Source organism: Segatella hominis, from assembly GCF_004535825.1.
GTDB lineage: Bacteria > Bacteroidota > Bacteroidia > Bacteroidales > Bacteroidaceae > Prevotella > Prevotella hominis.
Genome location: NZ_SGVY01000060.1, coordinates 1 through 20,356 on the forward strand (window position 1 = coordinate 1; position 20,356 = coordinate 20,356).

General features: G+C 43.0%; 13 protein-coding genes and 1 pseudogene. 10 read left to right on the forward strand and 4 right to left on the reverse strand.

Annotation, left to right across the window (positions count from 1 at the left end; genetic code table 11):
- The first annotated feature begins 131 nt into the window (after window positions 1-131).
- The 6 genes from EXN75_RS15085 to EXN75_RS15110 are packed head-to-tail and all read left to right on the forward strand — an operon-like array spanning window position 132 to window position 9,924.
- Window positions 132-3,173 carry a SusC/RagA family TonB-linked outer membrane protein gene (locus tag EXN75_RS15085; protein ID WP_134844442.1) on the forward strand — a complete coding sequence of 1,014 codons (3,042 nt, stop codon included), beginning with the start codon at window positions 132-134 and terminating at the stop codon, window positions 3,171-3,173.
- Window positions 3,174-3,205: 32 nt separating this feature from the next.
- Window positions 3,206-4,684, forward strand: a complete 1,479-nt coding sequence (locus EXN75_RS15090) for a RagB/SusD family nutrient uptake outer membrane protein (protein ID WP_246031443.1) — start codon at window positions 3,206-3,208, stop codon at window positions 4,682-4,684.
- 13 nt (window positions 4,685-4,697) lie between these two features.
- Window positions 4,698-5,462, forward strand: a complete 765-nt coding sequence (locus tag EXN75_RS15095) for a DUF4843 domain-containing protein (protein WP_246031444.1) — start codon at window positions 4,698-4,700, stop codon at window positions 5,460-5,462.
- Between the two features lie 30 nt (window positions 5,463-5,492).
- The gene (locus EXN75_RS15100) at window positions 5,493-7,031 is read left to right on the forward strand and encodes a PKD domain protein (protein WP_134844443.1); all 1,539 of its coding nucleotides are present in this window, start codon (window positions 5,493-5,495) and stop codon (window positions 7,029-7,031) included.
- A gap of 16 nt (window positions 7,032-7,047) precedes the next feature.
- Window positions 7,048-8,391: a TlpA family protein disulfide reductase gene (locus tag EXN75_RS15105; protein WP_134844444.1), complete on the forward strand. Its 1,344-nt coding sequence runs from the start codon at window positions 7,048-7,050 to the stop codon at window positions 8,389-8,391.
- Between the two features lie 30 nt (window positions 8,392-8,421).
- Window positions 8,422-9,924: a hypothetical protein gene (locus EXN75_RS15110; protein WP_167639549.1), complete on the forward strand. Its 1,503-nt coding sequence runs from the start codon at window positions 8,422-8,424 to the stop codon at window positions 9,922-9,924.
- A 93-nt stretch (window positions 9,925-10,017) separates the two neighbouring features.
- Here EXN75_RS15110 and rnr read toward each other — a convergent pair whose 3' ends face one another.
- Entirely contained in the window at window positions 10,018-12,327 is a 2,310-nt protein-coding gene (rnr, locus tag EXN75_RS15115) for a ribonuclease R (RefSeq protein WP_134844446.1), read from the reverse strand.
- 356 nt (window positions 12,328-12,683) lie between these two features.
- Between rnr and EXN75_RS15120 the strand changes: the two genes are divergently transcribed.
- Complete coding sequence (locus tag EXN75_RS15120; protein ID WP_118116055.1) at window positions 12,684-14,384, forward strand: Na/Pi cotransporter family protein; 1,701 nt, start codon at window positions 12,684-12,686, stop codon at window positions 14,382-14,384.
- A gap of 25 nt (window positions 14,385-14,409) precedes the next feature.
- Here EXN75_RS15120 and EXN75_RS15125 read toward each other — a convergent pair whose 3' ends face one another.
- Window positions 14,410-15,114: an SIR2 family NAD-dependent protein deacylase gene (locus tag EXN75_RS15125; protein ID WP_118116053.1), complete on the reverse strand. Its 705-nt coding sequence runs from the start codon at window positions 15,112-15,114 to the stop codon at window positions 14,410-14,412.
- 132 nt (window positions 15,115-15,246) lie between these two features.
- Here EXN75_RS15125 and EXN75_RS15130 point away from each other — a divergent pair, with 132 nt between their 5' ends.
- The 3 genes from EXN75_RS15130 (at window position 15,247) to EXN75_RS15140 (ending at window position 17,810) form a co-directional block, all read left to right on the forward strand.
- Window positions 15,247-15,849, forward strand: a complete 603-nt coding sequence (locus tag EXN75_RS15130) for an FKBP-type peptidyl-prolyl cis-trans isomerase (RefSeq protein ID WP_118116051.1) — start codon at window positions 15,247-15,249, stop codon at window positions 15,847-15,849.
- A 27-nt stretch (window positions 15,850-15,876) separates the two neighbouring features.
- Complete coding sequence (locus EXN75_RS15135) at window positions 15,877-16,755, forward strand: FKBP-type peptidyl-prolyl cis-trans isomerase (protein WP_118116049.1); 879 nt, start codon at window positions 15,877-15,879, stop codon at window positions 16,753-16,755.
- 71 nt (window positions 16,756-16,826) lie between these two features.
- On the forward strand, window positions 16,827-17,810 hold the full coding sequence (locus EXN75_RS15140; RefSeq protein ID WP_118116047.1) for an FKBP-type peptidyl-prolyl cis-trans isomerase: 984 nt from the start codon (window positions 16,827-16,829) through the stop codon (window positions 17,808-17,810).
- A gap of 854 nt (window positions 17,811-18,664) precedes the next feature.
- On the opposite strand, the gene EXN75_RS15145 is transcribed toward EXN75_RS15140, so the two are convergent.
- A complete protein-coding gene (locus EXN75_RS15145; RefSeq protein ID WP_134844447.1) occupies window positions 18,665-20,173 on the reverse strand; it encodes an ATP-binding protein in 1,509 nt (502 codons plus the stop codon).
- Window positions 20,103-20,356 (reverse strand): annotated as a pseudogene (locus tag EXN75_RS18375) (hypothetical protein); the annotation flags it as partial. The gene EXN75_RS15145 and the pseudogene EXN75_RS18375, both read right to left, overlap by 71 nt.

Consider the following 20,356-nt stretch of genomic DNA (forward strand, 5'->3'; position numbering starts at 1 on the left):
CGCTTTATGGGGTAAGGGGATTTTGTGTCTGCGACATTTCTGTTGTGCAAGAAATATGTACAATAAAATGAATTTTGTCGCTTTGCAAGCAAAATCCCACTAAACCCTATAGGTTGCGGATTTGAGGGTAAATGCAAAAATACTTATTGATGGCTATGATGGCGGCTGGTACTCCTATTGCTCTGCAAGCGCAGGGCAATGGGGTAACCATTGTCGTGAATGATGGTAGCCAAACAGCCAATAGTATCAGTGGTGTCGTTTATTCTGAAGAAGATAACGAGCCGCTGATTGGCGTACAGGTACGTATTGTAGGCGCCAATGTAGCAACAATCACGGATGTGAATGGAAAATTCAATTTCCAGTCTGTATCCCTGAAAGGTCAGAAACTCTCCTTCTCTTATGTAGGAATGGAAACCTTGGTTGTCAAGGCAGGCCATAACATGAAGGTGGTGATGAAGAATGACTCGAAGCAGATCAGCGATGTCGTGGTAAATGGTTATTTCACCCGAAAAAAGCAAACCTTTACGGGTGCAGCCAAGACGATTACCAGCGATGACATCCTGTCGATTTCACCAACCAATATCATGCAGAGCTTGGCTACGCTTGATCCAAGTCTTAATATCCAGCAGAATAATGCTGCCGGTTCTAACCCAAATAGTGTGCCAGACCTCGTGATTCGTAGTACTACTTCCTTGGCTACCAATAATGAGGTGGGATTGAATGCCCCTTTGGTTGTGATTGATGGTGTAGAGCAGAGTCTGACGGCTTTGTATGATATAGATATTCATGATATCGAGCGTGTAGATATCCTGAAAGATGCTTCGGCAACTGCACTTTATGGTGAGAATGCTGCCAATGGTGTTATCGTTATCGAGCGTAAGCGTGTGAGCCAGTCTCCAGTCCGTATTCGCTATACCTTTACTCCACAGTTAAGTTTTGCTGATTTGAGCAGTTATGATTACTGTAATGCTGCCCAGAAACTCGAGTTGGAGAAGTTGGCAGGTCTTTATACATCCACGGATGGAAGTTTGGACAAGAGTTATTATGAGAAATTAGCATTGGTAAGCAGCGGTCAGAATACTGACTGGAAATCAAAGCCAATCCGCAACAGTTTCTCTCATGATCATTCGCTCTCCATTTCCGGACGTGGCTCAGGCTTGGATTATAATGTAAACGCCAATTATTCCAATACTCAGGGTGTGATGAAGGATGATGGTCGTAAGCGCTATGGTATGAGTATTTATCTGTCTTATACTGCCGTAGAAGATCTGATTCTTACCTTGCGTGCATCCCATGACCAGTTGAATACTCATGATTCCAAGTATGGAAGTTTCTCTGATTATCTGCGTTGCAATCCTTATGATTCTCCGTATGATGAGTATGGCAATTTGCGCCGTAGCCTTTCTTATGATATGAACAATCCTCTTTACGAGGCATCATTGAGCAGTTTTGGAAAGTCGGAGACAAGAACTGAGGAGATTTCGCTGGATGCGCGTTATAATATCCTGCCAACCCTTTATCTGACAGGTCAGGTTTCATATACTTCCAGCAAGGGTACTACAGATTCGTTTACCTCTCCAGAGTCTAATCTCTATACCAATACAACCGTATTGAAGGAGAAGGGTTCTTATACATTGGGAAATAGCAGTTCTGAGCAATGGGCAGCCAAGTTGATTGGTAACTACATTCATAATTTTGATAAGGACGGAACGATGCTGACCCTGAATCTCGGAGGTGAAATCAAGCGTTCAGACGGCAAGTCAAGTACAATGCGTGCCACAGGTTTCTTGAATGATAATCAGAACGACCTGGCATACGCTACTGCTTATCCAACTAATGGCAGTCCTTCTGGTTCAGAGTCTCTTTCTACCAGTGTGGGTGGATTCCTTGCTGCCAACTTTATGTGGAAGAATCGCTATGTAGTAGATGGTTCCTACCGTCTGTCAGGTTCTTCCAAGTTTGGTGCCAACCATCGTTTTGCTCCATTCTGGTCTGTAGGTTTGGGATATAATATTCATAATGAGAAGTTTATCAAGAAATTAGGTTGGATCAATACCATGCGTCTGCGTGGAAGTTATGGTTTTACAGGTAGTGTGAAATTCGATTCTTATCAGGCGGTAACCACCTATAAGTATAACAGTTCTTATTTAGGATATACCGGTGTAGGAGCTATCCCAATGGGTATGGCCAATCCGGATTTGAAGTGGCAGACCACCAAGAAGTTCAACATTGGTCTGACTTCATCATTCTTTGGCGATCGCATGAATGTGAACTTGGATTTCTACAATGAGAAAACCTGTGATATGCTGATAGACAAGTCGTTGCCACCTTCATCGGGTGCCACTTCTGTAAAGGCCAACTTAGGTTCGCAGACCAGTAATGGTTTTGAATTCTCATTATGGGGAAAAATCATCAAGACCAAGGACTGGGAGTGGAACCTCTCTTGGAACGGTCTGCACTCCAAGACCACCATTAATAAGATATCCGAGGCATTGAAACGTAAGAACGAACAGAATGCGACTGGTCAGACCTCCTCAGGAGCCGTATCAACCTCTCCATTGGCGCAGTATCGTGAGGGAGAGTCTCCTTCAGCGATTTATGCAGTTCGTTCAGCCGGAATAGACCCAGCTACAGGTAAGGAAATCTTCATCAAGAAGGATGGCAGCTATACTTATAAGTATGATTCCAAGGACCAGGTGTCATGTGGTGATACCAATCCTACTTTGCAAGGTAGCTTCTCTTCTTTGTTAAAATATCGTCATTTCTCTCTGAATGCCAGCTTCTCTTACCGTTTCGGAGGCGATATGTACAATTCTACCCGTGCTTCTAAGGTTGAGGGTATCAATCCGAAGTACAATTGTGATGTACGTGCCTTTACCGAGCGATGGAAGCAGCCAGGTGATGTGGTGCCATACTTGAATATCTCAAAGGACGGCGGTAGCTCTGATGTCTATACCGACCGTTTTGTAGAGAAGGACAATGAACTTTGGCTATCCAGTGTTTATCTGCAGTATGATGTGCCAGCTTCTTTCCTGAAGAGTCTGCACATCCAGAAACTCTATGTGGGTATCGGTACGGAGGATCTCTTCCGTCTTACCTCAGCCAAATATGAGCGAGGTACATCGTATCCATACAGCCGCAGTATCAATATGTCGGCAAGTTTGACATTCTAATGAAATCAATGACAAAATAAGACAGATATAATATGTATAAAAAATATTTCAACATACATCATACAAGATGGTGTCTGGCATTGCTGTTTGCTGCTGTCATGTTTACCTCTTGTGACGATTTCCTGGACGTACGTCCGAAATCGGAGAAGGTGGAAGACGATTTGTTCAAGTCTCCCGATGGATTTGAATCTGCCATTTATGGAGTTTATGGTTCCTTGCAAGCAAGTACTGCTCTGTATGGAAAAGACCTGTTGTGGGGACTGACCGACTGTATGGCTCAAGATTTCGATCAGAATAATGTAGATGCAGGTTCCCGTGCTGCAGAACGTTACCAGTATGACAATGACTATCTGAAGAAACGTCTTGCCAACATTTGGGCTGGAGCGTATGTAAGCATCGGATATGCAAACAATGTGCTGAAAAAGCTTGAAGGCCGTTCTAATGACTTGCCTCTCTATAACCTTTATAAGGGCGAGATGCTTGCCGTAAGAGCTTACCTTCATTTTGATCTCTTGCGATTGTTCTGCTCTACCGATATGAGCAAGCAGGGTATTCCTTATACCACCACCTATTCTATTAAGGAGAATGAGTTTAAGAAAGTGGGTGAGGTTTACGAACTGATCTTGAAGGATCTTCAGGAGGCAGAGCAGCTGTTGAGTGAAGAAGCAGACAAGATTCAGTATCCTCGTGACAACAAACAGTACTTTAAGTTCCAGAACTATCGCGAGACCCATTGCAACTATTATGCGGTATTGGGTATGTTGGCGAAAGTTTATTGGATGAAGGGTGATATGGAGAATGCTGCCAAGTATGCTCAGATGGTGATAGAAAGCAAGAAGTTCCCATTGGCAGAGCCTTCTGAAATCAAGGATTTGTTTGCCGGAAAACTGTCTCCAAAAGAAACCCTTTGGGGAATTTATTCTAATACCTATAATGAGACAGCCAATGGTTATCTCTATAGATATCAGTCTTATACCAGCTATGATCCTTATACAGATGAGTCAGGTTCTACCCATCTGATGCCTTATGATAAGGTTTATGCACAGGATGTAACGGGTATAGATCAGGACTTCCGCAAGAATTGGTTTAAGAAAGGTACTGGTAATGTACGCTGTCTGAAGACTGTCGATTATTATACTATCGAAGAAAACCAAAATGTTCCTGCAGATTGGGTAACCCGCATCTCAGGCATCAACATGCTGCATGTATCAGAATTGTATCTTATCGCAGCAGAAGCCTTGTTGGAAACTAACTATCCAAAGGCACTTGAGTATTACAATGCCGAAACGGGTTCAAGAGGTTTGCCTGCCTTGAAAGCAGAAACCCGACTGACCAAGGATATGATATTCAATGAGTATCATAAGGAAATGTTCGGTGAAGGACAGGTATGGTACAACATGAAGCGTCTCAACAAGGATATCATCTCCAACTTGGACAGCAAGATTATTCCTGCCAGCGAGGATATCTATGTGATACCTATCCCTCAGGATGAGTTCAATTATAGAAACTAATAGAAGCAAAGTTATGAGAAAGAAAATATATATGTTGGCAACTCTTGCTGTGGCTTTGCTCATGGTGAGTTGCGAGGACGACTATAAGCTTTATGATACGAATCAGACCGACTCTGTATTCTTCAATTATCTGAATGAGAAGCAGACTGCCGATTCTGTCATTACCTATAGTTTTGACTATGACATAGCGCAGTCGCATATTATCGACATCCCCGTATCGCTGATGGGTATTCCTAAGGCAGAGGCACGCCGCATCGAACTGGAAGTGGTGAAAGACTCTACAGATATGGTGGAAGGTGTCAACTATACCATTGAACGTGCCGAGATGGCAGCCAATGAGGTGAGTGATACGATCAAAATCAAGCTCTTGCGTGACAAGGATTCTGAGATTTTGACGAAAGAAAAGAAGCTCCGCATTGCCATCGTAGCCAATGGAGATCTGCGTCCTACAGGACAGAATACCTTTACCATCAAGTATTCCGATATTCATCCTGACAGACCGATGTGGTGGGCAACCTTTAATCCGCTCCCAGTTTACAGTTACGAGAATGCACAGTTGTTCTTTAAGTATTTCTATGAACTGGCACCAAAGGCAAACAAGGCTGTATTTGATGAGTTGATTACTAAATACGGAGATTATTTCATTAAGGCGAAGGATATGGAGCAGGGTGGTCCGATGGCATTCTATGATGCCTTCCTGGTAAAGTATGTCCTCATTCCGATGTACAACGACACCAAGGACGTGATTGAATGGCAGAGTGTGCCAAGTGTGAACTAACGTGTGTAACCCAAACAAACGATTATGACAATGAATAAAAGACATATTCTCACAACATGGGCTTTGGCAATGTTGTTGTCGCTGGGATTTACTTCCTGCATAGATGACGATACGACCGAGGGTAATGTTTCTTCTCTCCCGTCTTTAACCATCAAGGGGAACGATGCTACGACCATGCCAACTTACAATTTTGACTTGGGTGAAGATATCGTTATTAAACCAGAATTGGGATATACTGGAGATGAGTCTCAACTGACTTACAAATGGCAGATGGGTACTTATACCAATGGACAGAAAGGTGAACTGAAAGAAGTAAGTACCGAGCGCGACTTGAATGTGAAGGTCAAGGTAGGTGGTTCTTATTATTTCCACTTTACCGTGACAGATGGCAAAGTGGGACAGAGTATGGACTATAAAGTCAACTTGAACCGTATTTTTGAGGAAGGTTATCTGTTGACCTCTTTCGACAGTGATGGCAAGGGAAATCTTACCTTTATCAAGATTCCTACTCCCGAGGAGATTGCTGCGGGTAAGAAAAATGTACCTATAGAGCATTGCCTGGAATTGATGAACGAAGGTGTTTCTGAGGCAGAACTGGTAAAGGCTGTCAGCGGAAGTGTGAACCTGTGGGACGGCAAAACCTCTTCGGTCTTGACCCGCATTCTGGTATCTACTAAAGATAGATGCTATTTCCTGGATCCTGACAACTTCACGGTTCTTACAGAAATCAAGTATGCTGATCTCTATCCAGGATTCCAAGCTTCTGAGTTCATGCCAGATGCATATACTCCATACGCTTACGATAAGAATATGAAGAAGTTTGCCCATCTTAATCTGAAGTATATGTTCCCATACGAATATACTTATTTTAAAGGTGGCGAGTCGGATGATTATATCTTGTTTAAATATAGTTCTTATGGTACTGAGACTTCTCGTACTTTCTATATGGACTATACCCATAATCAGGTGTCAATCTTCTCTGCGTATGCATCTTTCTTCGGTTTGGATACTTTCTTCCCAAATCCAGGAAACTTGCTTAATGGACAGAAGTTGATCACAGCCTTTTGTAATGGAGATGGAAGTACTGTTTATGTGATGGCGAAAGGCAATGTGGCTGGAAGTATCAATCTTTGGACCAATAGCAATAGCTATAATTATATCAATGAGGAAGATTTCACAAGCCAGTCGTTTACTCCAACATCAGAAACAGCAGTTCCTGATCAGGGTGCCCGATTCGTGTATTCTTCCAAGTATGACCGTTATTACTATTCCTTGGGAAACAGTATCTATGTTTATCTGAACAGCAACCAGTTTACTTTGCCAAACAAGAATCAGTTTGCCGTTCAGTATGGTGCTGACGAGGAGGTTACTTTCATGGATATCAACCTCTCTACAGATGAACTTTATGTAGCTACTTACAATAAGACAAGTAAGCGAGGAAGTTTCTATATCTACGATTGCAAGGATGTACGTACAGACAACAGTAGTGCGGTGAAGCCTAAGAAGGAATACAAGGACTGCTGTGGTAAGATTACTTACCTGATGTATAAGCCAAGTATTCAAAGTTAAATAATAGGAGTATCGTATGAAGAGTAAAATATTATGTATGAGTTTGCTGTTGCAGGCTATTGTCTGCACAGCTTTTGCTCAGTCACTTCAGGTTACAGGCACATTAAAAGGTAATGTGACTGCCGACTTGCGACTTTATATCATGCCTGCCGAGCGAATTTGGGATAAGCCAGATTCTATTTCGGTAGTGAATGGTAGTATCCAGACTGAGACCTCTCTTTCTTCTATTCAGGTGTATAAGGTCGTTGGAGTTACGCAGCAGCGCCAAATCATCCTCCCGTTGAATTTGAAGGAAACTGCTGGTAGGGCTTCGCTCAATCTTACGTTTGCTGCGGATGGTAATCTGACGGTTGACAAAGCCAATGCTGAAACCTCAGCCTTGATGGCTTTCAACGACTTGTACGTTGGTCGTGCCAAGCAGATGTGGATGGCAGGAAAAACGATGTCGGATACTGATTTGCGCAATTTGATAATGGGCTATACGGCTTCTGCCGACAGTCTTGTCAATGTCTATCATCCTTCTTCTTCCATTGACCAGTATCTGCATTTATGGGCAGCAACTCTCACTTTTGAAGGAATTGAAAATGTGAAGTTTGCTACAGGACGTGAAGTGGCAGGTCTTGGTATTGATCCTAAAGCCGAGAATGAGAAACTCTTGAAGTGTGTAGATTGCGATATGGCTTCGGCTTTTGAGTCGGCACCTCGATTGGCTCTCTCTGTCATTCCGCAAGGCAGTTTGGCAGACAAAATTACTGCCATTGAAAGTCAGGTGAAGAACAAGGGCTTGAAGGTTAGAGTGGAAGATTTGCTGCTGAATAAGTATATCTCTACTTTCAATTATGCAGACAATTATGCTGAGGGCCTTCAGGAGTTGACTTCACTGACCGAGCGTTTCCAGTTGGACACCAAATACTTAGGTGAATTCAAGGTGCGCAAGTCATCCATTGCAGGAACTCCTTTCCCAGCAGATGTTGTGTTGACAGATTTGCAAGGTAAGAAGGTTGATTTTGCCAAATATCGTGGCAAGTATGTGTTCATCGATCTTTGGGCATCCTGGTGCATCCCATGTATCAAGGAGATTCCTCATCTCAAACAGTTGGAGAAAGAATTGCAAAACAAGGATGTTGTCTTTCTGTCCATCTCCATCGATACCAATGTGGCAGCTTGGAAGAAGAAAGTTGCAGCCCTTGGACTGGAGGGAGAGTTGCTGAACAATCAAGACAACAAACTCTGTGAATCGCTGAATGTAAGCGGTATTCCTTTCTTCCTCATTTATGATAAGGAGGGCAAACTGTATAAGTATAATGCTTATCGTCCAAGTGATATGCGCCTGAAACCTTTGTTGGAGGGCTTGAAATAATATCTTAGAATCATGCTGCGTCGAAATACAATGAGAGTTATGCAGAATCAGAATAAAATATGGGTAGGGTGTATTGCCCTTTTGTTTTCATCCTCACTTTCCGCTCAGCCGGCAGGATTGAAGGAAAATCTGAAGAACTATTTCCTGCATCAGTTGGAAAAGAAGTCTGATGCGTCTTTGGCTGCTTTTTCTCAGAAGAAAGCCCTGAAGTGGAAAGAGGCTCAGAAGTACCAGACTTTAGTGTGGAAAGCCTGGCAGGAAGCCAATGCACAGTTGGATGAGGAAAAACTGATTCCGCTGCGTTCGCTCTGTCCTAAAAACAAGGGAATGTGGCATTTGCCTGCTTCTTTGGAACCGTCTGCCGTGATGCCTTACTATTGGGGAATCAAGTGGAAACCTCTCACTATTGCCGAGATACAGCAGAATTATCGCAATGGTTTCCAGGGTAATGATGCTGAGTCGTCAGATGAGCGCATCGCAGCAGCCCAGCCATTTCCGATGTATCTGTATCTTCATGGTTCTGGACCCAAGGAGGAGGAATGGAAATATGGATTGATGTGGGCGCAATATTTCAATGATGCTCCTTCTGTTTATTTCATTCCACAGATTCCTAATGAAGGCGAATATTACCGCTGGTGGCAGAAAGCGAAGTTGTATGCATGGGAGAAACTCTTGCGCCAGTCTTTAGCTTCAGGTCATGTAGATGCCAATCGACTTTATGTGTTTGGTATCTCAGAGGGCGGTTATGGCAGTCAGCGATTAGCATCCTATTATGCCGACTATTGGGCTGGTGTTGGTCCGATGGCTGGTGGAGAACCTTTGAAGAATGCCCCTGTAGAAAACTGTGCCAATCTTGCATTCTCGTTTTTGACGGGTGCTATGGATGAAGGTTTCTATCGCAATAAACTGACGGGTTATACCAAGACGGCTTTCGATTCGTTGCAGGCGAAATATGCTGGCAGACTCATGAATCATAGTGCGGACAGTCTCTTCCGTCATCGTATCGAATTGATACCTAATTGCGGTCATTCCATCGACTATTCTTTGACTACTCCTTGGCTCAAGACCTACAAGCGCAATCCTTATCCTCATACATTTATGTGGGAGGACTATCCGATGGACGGACAGCGCCGTCAGGGCTTTTATAATCTCTATGTGATGAAGAGACCGAAGGCAGCAGATGGATTGAAGGATGCAAGTGGAGAAGATAGAGACTATTATGAGATGGATATTCAGGATAACGTAATCAGATTATCCGTCAAGAAGGTAACCTATCAGACGTTAGAGCGTGATCCTGTCTATGGTATAGATTTGAAGTTTACTAAGAGCTACCATCCGGTAATTGGTGGTAAATGGAAGATTTATCTGAATGATCAACTGGTAGATATGAATAAACCGATAACCGTCTTCATCAATAACAGGAAAGCTTTCGAAGGAAAGCTCGTTCCCCGAATGGAAGATATGATTACCAGTTGTATGGAATATTTTGATCCTTGTCGTGTCTTCCCTGCATCTGTAGATGTGGCATTATAGAAAAGTCTTACAAGGAAAAATAGGGAAGTTCAAGAATGAGCAGCATGAGAATCATGTACATCCTTGAATTTCCCTATTTTTTATACTCAGAATTTATTTGCGCTTTCTGTGATTGCGGGTCTTCTGTTTACTTTTACCAGCTTTTTTGTCTTTGGATTTCATATCGCTGGCACCAGCAGATTTGTCCTTGCGTACAGGAGCAGAGTCACCAGCAAGCGTAAAGTCGAGCTGTTTTTTCTCCAGATTGGCCTGTGCCACCTTGATGCGGATAGCATCACCCAAAGAATACTTGTTGTGATGGCGTCGTCCGATGAGGCAGAAATTCTTTTCATCGAAATCATAGTAGTCGTCAGCGATGTCTCTCATCGGAATCATACCCTCGCAATGGTTCTCGTCGATAGTTGCATAGATACCATAGCTGGTAATACCGCTGATGTGGGCATCGAATTCTTCACCAAGCTTGTCGCCCATGAATTCTACCATCTTGTATTTGATACTGTCACGCTCCGCATTCTGTGCTATCTGCTCCATTTCAGAACAATGTTCGCAAAGTTCCTCATAATGCTTCTCATTGGCGCTTCTGCCACCTTCTGCATATTTGGTAAGCAAACGATGAACCATCGTGTCCGGATAACGGCGGATAGGAGATGTAAAGTGGGTGTAATACTCGAAGGCAAGTCCGAAGTGTCCGATGTTGTGAACAGAGTACTTCGCTTTCATCATGGCACGGAGTGCTACCATCTGGATGAGGTTGTTTTCTGGTTTACCTTCACAGTCTGCCATCAGCTTGTTGAGGCTTCTTGCAGTAGCCCCCTTGGTACCTTCTGTTTTCATCTTATAGCCGAACTTGACTACGAATTCGCGCAGGGTTTCCAACTTCTGTGGGTCTGGATTATCATGGATACGATAAGGCAAAGTCTTAGGTTTCTTACCTTTCTTTGCCTTGCCGATGCTCTCAGCCACCGTACGGTTGGCAAGAAGCATGAACTCCTCTACCAGTTTGTTGGCATCCTTTGAGCGCTTATAGTAGCAGCTTACAGGCTTTCCCTTCTCATCTATGTCGAAGTGCAATTCCTCGCGGTCGAATTTCACGGCACCATTCTTGAAACGGGCCGCACGGAGTTTCTTGGCCAATCGGTCAAGTGTTATAAGCTGGAGTGCATTTTCTCCTTGATAAGGGTGCTCCTTGGTTTCTGCAGGAGCAGGTTCGCCAGTACCATCTACTACACCATTGGCTTCGAGCAGTTCCTGTACCTCTTCATATTTATAGCGGCGGTCGCTCTTGATGACCGTATGCACAATGCGGTAGTTCTTCACTTCTGCATTATTGTCGAGTTCGAAGATAACGCTATAAGCCAGTTTTTCCTCGTCAGGGCGAAGTGAACAGATGAAGTTGCAGAGACGTTCTGGCAACATCGGAATCGTGCGATCTACGAGATATACAGAGGTAGCTCGTTTCACGGCTTCCTTGTCGATAATGCTTCCTTCTGTGACGTAGTGAGAAACATCGGCGATGTGAACACCCACCTGCCAGTTACCATTCTCCAACTTCTGGATACTGAGTGCATCGTCGAAGTCCTTGGCATCTTTCGGGTCGATGGTACAGGTAAATACCTGTCGGAAGTCCTCACGCTCCTTATAATCTTGTTCTGTGATTTCTCCTGTAATTTTGTTGGCAGCATCCTCTACATTCTTCGGATATTTGTATGGCAGGCCATATTGTGCGAGGATGGAATTCATCTCCACATCATTGTCACCCTTTTGTCCGAGAACATCAACCACTTCGCCGATAGGGCTCTTGTTCTCTCCGTCAGGCCACTCGATGATGCGCACCACCGCCTTGTCGTCGGTCTTGCCACCCTTGAGCTTTCTTCTTGGGATGATGATGTTGTGGGCGAATACATCGCCTGGTGTGACGAGGTAAGCGATGTCCTTATCCACTTTCAGACGGCCTACGAAGCTATCCTTGGCACGTTCCAATATCTTGTTGACCTGAGCCTCCTTGATATGGTTCTTGCGGCGAGCGAGGAAGGTGAACTCCACACGGTCGCCGTTGAGAGCACCCATAGAGTTACGTTCGGAAACGAAGATAGGTTTCTCACTTCCCTCAGGGATTACAGAGTTTTTACCATTTGATTTGCGTACAAACTTACCTTCCATCACCTGTACGCTTTGATTGAGTCGATATGAATTATCACTTACTTTGGCGAGGTAGTCATCCCAAGCCATCTCTTCCATGATGTCGATAGCGAGCATCTTCAGTGGATGAGTGGTAAGATGGAGCCCTCGGAATATCTCTTTGAAGCTGAGCGTAACGCCCGGCTGATTGGCAAAGAATTCCTGCAACATCTCAGTGAGTTGCGCCTTGTTCATTCTCTTGCCACCTTTCTTTCCTTTTCCCATAATTCTAAAAGTTAATAGTTTTTATAAGGCAAAGATAGTGCAAACGAGCGCAAAGAAAGCTAGCTTTCAATTTGCCGAGTGCAGCCTATCTTATGCAAAGAAACAAAAAAAAACGCAAATATCAAACTTTCTTGCCATCTTTTTTTCGTTTTTTATTAAATATGTCACAAAAAGGACATTTGTTCCAATTTTTTTTCATAAGTTAGCAGATGGAAAAAGAATGTATAACATTTTGCCATCTATGTTACAATGTTGTTACAACTTGAAATATCTGTCGCAAATATTTCGGAATAAGCAGAAATCTTATTAAATTTGCAAACGAAATGTAACGAGTATTTCCACGTAACAAAACATTTATGAGTACAAGTCAATATCTTGTGATATTTTTTCAGATTCTGGGTTCTCTGGCATTGCTCATCTACGGCATGAAAGTGATGAGCGAGGCATTGCAGAAAATGGCAGGATCTCAGTTGCGACACATCTTAGGAGCGATGACAACCAATCGGCTCACGGGTATGCTTACAGGTACATTTATTACCTGTGCCGTGCAGAGTTCTTCTGCCACTACCGTGATGACGGTTTCCTTTGTCAACGCAGGTCTTCTCACCTTAGCTCAAGCCATCTCCGTCATCATGGGTGCCAATATCGGTACCACGCTCACAGCTTGGATTATGTCTTTGGGATACAATGTGGATTTGACGATAGTCGTCTTCCCTGCGTTTTTCTTAGGCATCATGTTAATCTATAGCAAGAAGAAACGCTATTTCGGCGATTTCCTCTTTGGCATTGCTTTTCTCTTCTTTGCCCTCGTTCTCTTGAGTGGGGCAGGAAAGGACCTCGATTTGGAACACAATCCTTCGGTCATCGATTTCTTCAGTTCTTTTGATACGAAGAGCCATCTTACCATTATTACATTCCTTCTGATAGGTACAGTCATCACCTGTATCGTACAGAGTTCGGCTGCCGTCATGGCTATCACCATTCTGCTCTGTTCTACCGGTGTACTTCCTATCTATCTCGGTATTGCCTTAGTGATGGGCGAGAATATCGGAACGACGGCTACTGCCAATCTCGCTGCATTGGGTGCCAATGCACAGGCTCGACGTGCCGCTTTGGCTCATCTCGTGTTCAATGTGTTTGGTGTCATTTGGGTGCTCTGTCTGTTCTATCCTTTCGTCAACTTTGTATGTTCATTGGTAGGATATAATCCGGATGGAAATATGTCGGCAGCTCAGAAAGCTACGTTGCTGCCTATCGTCTTGGCGATGTTCCACACCTGTTTTAATGTGTGTAATACAGCTGTGCTCATCTGGTTTATACCTCAGATAGAGAAGTTGGTTTGCCAACTCATCAAGCCGAAGGCAGATAAGGAAGATGAGGATTTCCGCCTGCGTTTCATCCAGACGGGCATCATGAAGACACCGGAACTTTCTGTCTTCGAGGCTCAGAAGGAAATCAGCAGTTTTGGTGAGCGCATCCAGCGTATGTTTGGTATGGTAAGAGAACTGTTGGAAATAAAAGATGGCAAGGCTTTTGAAAAGCTCTATGACCGTATCGAAAAATATGAGGGAATCTCAGACAGTATGGAGATTGAGATAGCGAAGTATCTCGACCAGGTGAGCGATGCCCATCTGAGTGATGATACCAAGGCTAAGATTCGTGCCATGCTTCGCGAGATTTCAGAGATAGAGAGTATCGGCGATAGCTGCTTTAATATAGCCAGAACCATCAAGCGAAAGGTAGATAACAAGGAGGAGTTTACCGAAAAGCAGCATGAGAACATTCATCAGATGTTCCTGCTGGTGGATGAGGCTTTGACGCAGATGAACTTCATGTTCACCCACGACCGTCATACTCTTGATATGAACCGTACGTTTAATATCGAGACAGAAATCAATACATTCCGTTACCAGCTGCGCAATCAGAATATAGAAGATGTGGATAATCATCTCTATACGTATGGTATCGGAACGATGTATATGGATATTATTCAAGAGAGCGAAAAGCTCGGCGACTATGTAGTAAATGTCGCCGAAGCTCGAATGGGAAGGAGATAGGAGATCCTTTCTCCTTCTCCAGTATCTATTTCTCTTTTTCCAGTATTTCTGTAAGCTCTTTCATTCCTTCCGAAGCACCCTTCATGATGTGTTTTATCTGGTAGTATTCGTTGGTATTTACTGCTCCCGGGTCTATCAGATAGATAGGAATGCGGGGCTTGGTATAGGAAATCAGACCTGCAGCAGGATAAACATTGAGTGAAGTTCCGATGATGACGAAAATATCGGCATTCTGTACAGTCTCGGCTGCAGGTTCTATCATCGGTACGCTCTCACCGAAGAAAACGATGAATGGGCGCAGGAGACTGCCGTCGCCAGCTTCCGTTCCCGGTTTTACTTCGCAGTCATCTTCCGGCAATTCTTTGATGTAGCGATTATCATAAGGATTGCGGGAAGAGCAGACCTTTGACAGTTCACCATGCAAGTGGATTACATTCTTGGAACCGGCCTTTTCGTGCAGGTTATCAACATTCTGTGTGATAACTGTCACTTCGAAGTCTTTTTCCAAGTCCTTGATGAGTTTATGCCCCTCGTTTGGTTGGGCGGCATACAGTTTATGTCTAAGCATGTTGTAGAAGTTGGTCACTAATGTAGGATCAGCTTCCCAGCCCTCGTGGGTTGCAATCTGTTCTACAGGATAGTTCTCCCACAGGCCATCGTTGCCGCGGAAAGTTTTGAAACCGCTTTCCACAGACATGCCGGCACCGGTTAAAAATACGAGTTTCTTCATAATTTTACTATTAACAATGCACAAATTTAGTAATTTTTCTTCAAATAGCATCGTTATCACCAAGAAAAATGTTATCTTTGCACACGTTTTGATACAAATTTAGATTATTAATTAAAAGTTATAGATAATTTTATGGATAAAGTAAGTTACGCTCTGGGTATCGGTATCGGCCGCCAGTTGGCTTCTATGGGAGCTGAAAGTTTGAATATTGATGATTTCGCACAGGCTGTGAAGGATGCTATTGCAGGCAAATTGCAGCTCAGCGAGCAGGAGGCCCAGGAGTTGGTACAGAACTTCTTTGCAGAGCAGGAGGCTAAGGCTCAGGCTGCAGCTGCCGAGAAGGGTAAGGTTGCCAAGGAGGCAGGTGAGAAGTTCCTCGCTGAAAATGGCAAGAAAGAAGGTATTATTACTACCAAGAGTGGTTTGCAATATCAGGTGTTGCGCGAGGGTAATGGCAAGGCTCCTAAGGCTACAGACCAGGTGGAGTGCCACTACGAGGGTACGCTCATCGATGGTACTAAGTTCGACAGCTCTTACGACCGTGGTCAGACAGCTACATTCCCATTGAATCAGGTTATCGCTGGTTGGACAGAAGGTCTTCAGCTCATGACCGAGGGTGCTAAGTATCGTTTCTTCATCCCTTACCAGTTGGGTTATGGCGAGCGTGGTGCAGGTGCTTCTATCCCTCCATTCTCAGCTTTGATCTTCGACGTAGAGTTGGTAGCAGTTAAGTAAAAAACAAAGATAATAAACATAAGCAAAATGAAAAAGTTATTTTTCGGAGCCATGATGATGGCTTTCGCTGCAGCTACATTCGTAAGCTGTGGCAATTCTACCCCTAAGGCAGACCTCAAAGACGAGGTTGATACCTTGAGTTATGCGATGGGTATGGCACAGACACAGGGTTTGAAGGAATACCTGAGTGATCGTCTGCAGATTGATACTGCTTACATGGACGATTTCATCAAGGGTCTTAACGATGGTGCCAATGCTGGTGATGACAAGAAGAAGGCTGCTTACTATGCAGGTATTCAGATTGGTCAGCAGATTTCCAACCAGATGGTTAAGGGTATCAACCACGAGGTATTTGGTGGTGATTCTACCAAGACTATCTCTTTGAAGAACTTCATGGCTGGTTTCGTTTCTGGTACTACTGGCAAGAAAGGCTTGATGACTATAGAGCAGGCTGGTCGTATAGCACAGGAGAAGATGGTTTCCATCAAGGCTAAGGCTATGGAGAAGCAGTATGGTCCTAACAAGGTGGCTGGTGAGAAGTTCCTCGCTGCTAACAAGAAGAAGCCAGGTGTAGTTACATTGCCTTCTGGTGTTCAGTATAAGGTCATCAAAGAGGGTAACGGTCCTATGCCAAAGGATACTTCTATGGTGAAGGTACAGTATGAGGGTAAGACTATCGATGGCAACGTATTCGATTCTTCTTACAAGCGTGGTGAGCCTGTTTCTCTCCGTGCTAATCAGGTAATCAAGGGCTGGACCGAGGCTTTGGTTCACATGCCTGTAGGTTCAGTTTGGGAGGTTTACATTCCTCAGAACTTGGCTTATGGTGAGCGTGAGCAGGGTCAGATCAAGCCATTCTCTGTTTTGATTTTCAAGATTGAGTTGGTTTCTCTTGGTGAGAAGTAACAGGGATTTCAAAATACAGAGACCCGACAGTTTTTGTGGGGACTCAGACAATAGAGGACTTAAATAAAAGAATGAATAAAATAATCATGACAGCACTCGTCCTCGCGGCGAGTGCTTCTTTGTTTACAGCGGGTGCTGCAAACAAGAAAGATAAGAAAAAGGGCAAGAAAGTAGCCCCTATCGAGTTGAAAACTTCTGCCGATTCTTTGAGTTATGCTGCAGGTATCAATGCTACCCGTGGTTTGTTGAACTATGTGCAGCAGAGTTATCAGGTAGATACTGCCTACATGGAGAATTTCATCCGTGGTTACAAGGATGCGCTTGCTATGGGCATCAATCCTCAGACCACAGCTTATTCTGCCGGTATGGAGATTGCCAAGTTGGTAGAAAAGCGTGTATATCCTGGCACTAAGGAGGAGTTGAAGAGTACTAACGATTCTATCAGCCATGCTTTGTTCCAGGAGGGTTTCATGGCAGCATTGGCCAATGATACCACATTCTTTACCAGCAAGAAGGCTGAAGATTTCCAGAAGGAGGCTTTGGCAGGTGCTGGTGAGAAATTCCTTGCCGAGAATGCCAAGAAGCCTGGTGTGAAAGTATTGCCAAGTGGTTTGCAGTACAAGGTAATCACAGAGGGTCATGGTGAAGTGCCTAAGGCCAGCGATGAGGTAGAGGTTATCTACGAGGGTCGTCTGATTAACGGTACTGTATTTGATTCTACCAAGAAGCATGGTCAGCAGAGCGATAAGTTCAATGCTGGCAATCTGATCAAGGGTTGGACCGAGGCTTTGACAACTATGCCTGTAGGTAGTAAGTGGCAGATTTATATTCCTCAGGAGTTGGCTTATGGCGCTCGTCAGGCTGGTCAGATTCCTCCATATTCTACATTGGTATTCGATTTGGAATTGGTTAGTATCGTAAAGCCAGAGGTTAAGGAGCCTGCAAAGGAAGAAAATGCAACTGCAGATACAAACGCAAAGGCTACTGCTGACAAGAAAGCTGTAGCTAAAAAAACTGCTGGTAAGAAAAAAGTTGCCAAGAAGACACGCAAGTAATTAGCAACCTTATATATATTAAGGTATATATTATAAAGAGCCAAGAAGTCTGCTGGAATTAGAAAGCGATTTCTTGGCTTTTTTGTAGCGGGTTTTATTCATTTTATTTGTTGTATTGAATAAAATCAGTACTTTTTTATTCAATAAGCATGGTTTATTGAATATTTTCCTGTGACATCGCAGTATCAAATTGAACTTTAAAACGCAAGAATAAACGATATCATGTACTCTTCTTTGTAATTATTTCCTTCCGGATAAATCATAACTCTCTGATTTTCAGCTCCTTTTCTTTTTGTTCATATTTTCAATATTCGCACACAAATAAGATTCTGTTGAAAATACAGAAATCTCAGCAAGGAAAATATAAAGAGAATATCACAAATTGCCCTGGCAGGCACATTTCCTTTTTAATCTTGTGAAAATCTATGAAATTTTTAAATCCTGATATATAGTAACTTACCAGGTTTTTCGATTTCTAAATGTTGTCTAAATGTCTTTGGCAGAAAACACCTCGCAATAGTTACTTTCAACAAGTCGAATAGTGTTGCTACATCAGATAGGTCACTTTTAAGATGATCTATCTGATGTGATAACTTATTTATTATGTCTTCGATGATAGTACTTTTACTATCTTCATCTATTCGGTCTAATCTATTAAGTAGATTAGTGACTAGTTTTTCTAATTCCATAAATATATTTTATTTTTTTTGTCTATAATTATACGGAAACTTAAAATCTCTTTTATGAAATATAGGAGTAGAAAAAAGAATTCTGAAAAAAGGAAGTCATTGATTATTAGCTCAATATGTACTTTTTAACATTTTTTTCTTTTTTAGACCTTTTTTTTTATGCCATTATTTTATGTAATATTTACTATCAAATCGAGTGCCCTCTTTTTCTATCTCCTTCCCAACCATAGAATAGAGCATCTTTCGAATCTCTTTCATATCTATATCAGGAATACGCTCTGCTATATCAGATATTTTACTCAAAGGATGGACACGGAGATCTTCCATAATTAGTGCTTTAAGAACATGTGGTTCTATAGTCTTCAAACTAGTAACAATATTCGATTTTGCATTTTTCAGCAAAGTTGTATTGATTTGGAAAAATGATCCTTTCTTGACGCCACCTTTCGTTATCAGATGTTTTTTGTCTAAGTTATCGATATAGCTTCGCAATCGTTCTTCTGCAGATAGCTGGAGAATTTTAGATAAATCAGTTGCGGCAATGCGTTTCTCTCTGGCTATAATACCGAAAGCTATCTTGTTCTTTTGGGAAAGCTGATAATTATGGTCAACATAATCCATCAGGCGAACAACTTCTTTATCCGTAATCTCTGCACTTTGATATACAGTGACAGTATTGAAAGTTGATTCTATCTCTGGTTGTTTCTTAGCTTCAACGGCATCCAGCTCATAAATCAAGTCATAGCCAGAGCCCTCACCTTCCATCAATCCAAGTGCAGTCAGTATCTCAATCATATTCGGATTACGTCTGTGCTTGGTATGAAGGATGTTGTCTTTGGTTACACCCAAAGGGAGACCACCAGGATTGGAGATGCTGATATAACCTGGATATACCTTGATTGTGATGTCGTTAGAGATGGTTCTTGAACTATGAGCCAAACTATTAACAAGCAACTCTCTGATTAAGTTCTCATTATAATAGCGTACTGTCTTACGGAAAAGTCCATTAGGCATCTCATAGCTATAGGTCAACTCTACAGCCTTGTCCATAATATCTTCCAACAGTTCTTTCGGATTACGTGTGTTGTCACGCCATTCCAATTTGTTGGTCTTGTTCTCCAAGTCATCATATACGATATATTGCACAGTGATAGGATAGCAAATACGGCTACGCTGTTTGGCTGTACCAATCCATAAGACACCAAGATTGGTCATCTTGTTGCCATCAAGAAGGTGGTATTGTTCGCCAATTTCAATATCGTCGAGCTGCTTGATATGCTGCTTCACTCTATCAGATTGGCGTATATCATTAGCGAATTTTGAGAGATTCGCCTTATTCTCATCTTCCAACTCAAACTGTGTTGGTACAAGTTCCCATTGGAAAGCTCCTTTCTCTTCTCCTACACGTTGAATATCCTCACTACGAACCGGCTCACATTTGTCTGCAACACGGATATACATCTTGCCATCAGAAGTGGTGGCATATGAATGGAGTGAAGGGAATACTGTGATGGCAAAGTACTGGCTGCCAGTTTCGTCTGCGCATACATCACCTACTGCAAGACCAACATTGAAACAAAGTCCACGTAATCTTGTAACGGCACTATTTGCCTCTTCTTGCGGTATAACTTGATTGGGAGCAGGCTTCTTGGTCTTGTCTTCTACGCCAATCATAATTTTTGGTGTTTTCAACTTCCAACAATATAAAGCACGGTATAGGCAAGTGCAACGATAAATGATAATTTACCGACGCTTGACCATTCATCAAGAGGGGGAGAAGTTCGTCTCGCTGCTTAGTAAGGGCTTCGATTTCTTTTTGTCGCAAAAGTTGTTCGTCAAACATTGGTTTTGTTGCAT

What these genes read in the sequence shown, in the direction of transcription:
- EXN75_RS15110 (WP_167639549.1), top strand. Translation starts at nt 8,422, where the DNA reads ATGAGAGTTATGCAGAATCAGAATAAAATATGGGTAGGGTGTATTGCC.
- rnr (WP_134844446.1), bottom strand. Translation starts at nt 12,327, where the DNA reads ATGGGAAAAGGAAAGAAAGGTGGCAAGAGAATGAACAAGGCGCAACTC.
- EXN75_RS15100 (WP_134844443.1), top strand. Translation starts at nt 5,493, where the DNA reads ATGAATAAAAGACATATTCTCACAACATGGGCTTTGGCAATGTTGTTG.
- EXN75_RS15105 (WP_134844444.1), top strand. Translation starts at nt 7,048, where the DNA reads ATGAAGAGTAAAATATTATGTATGAGTTTGCTGTTGCAGGCTATTGTC.
- EXN75_RS15085 (WP_134844442.1), top strand. Translation starts at nt 132, where the DNA reads ATGCAAAAATACTTATTGATGGCTATGATGGCGGCTGGTACTCCTATT.
- EXN75_RS15140 (WP_118116047.1), top strand. Translation starts at nt 16,827, where the DNA reads ATGAATAAAATAATCATGACAGCACTCGTCCTCGCGGCGAGTGCTTCT.
- EXN75_RS15145 (WP_134844447.1), bottom strand. Translation starts at nt 20,173, where the DNA reads ATGATTGGCGTAGAAGACAAGACCAAGAAGCCTGCTCCCAATCAAGTT.
- EXN75_RS15095 (WP_246031444.1), top strand. Translation starts at nt 4,698, where the DNA reads ATGAGAAAGAAAATATATATGTTGGCAACTCTTGCTGTGGCTTTGCTC.
- EXN75_RS15135 (WP_118116049.1), top strand. Translation starts at nt 15,877, where the DNA reads ATGAAAAAGTTATTTTTCGGAGCCATGATGATGGCTTTCGCTGCAGCT.
- EXN75_RS15120 (WP_118116055.1), top strand. Translation starts at nt 12,684, where the DNA reads ATGAGTACAAGTCAATATCTTGTGATATTTTTTCAGATTCTGGGTTCT.
- EXN75_RS15090 (WP_246031443.1), top strand. Translation starts at nt 3,206, where the DNA reads ATGTATAAAAAATATTTCAACATACATCATACAAGATGGTGTCTGGCA.
- EXN75_RS15125 (WP_118116053.1), bottom strand. Translation starts at nt 15,114, where the DNA reads ATGAAGAAACTCGTATTTTTAACCGGTGCCGGCATGTCTGTGGAAAGC.
- EXN75_RS15130 (WP_118116051.1), top strand. Translation starts at nt 15,247, where the DNA reads ATGGATAAAGTAAGTTACGCTCTGGGTATCGGTATCGGCCGCCAGTTG.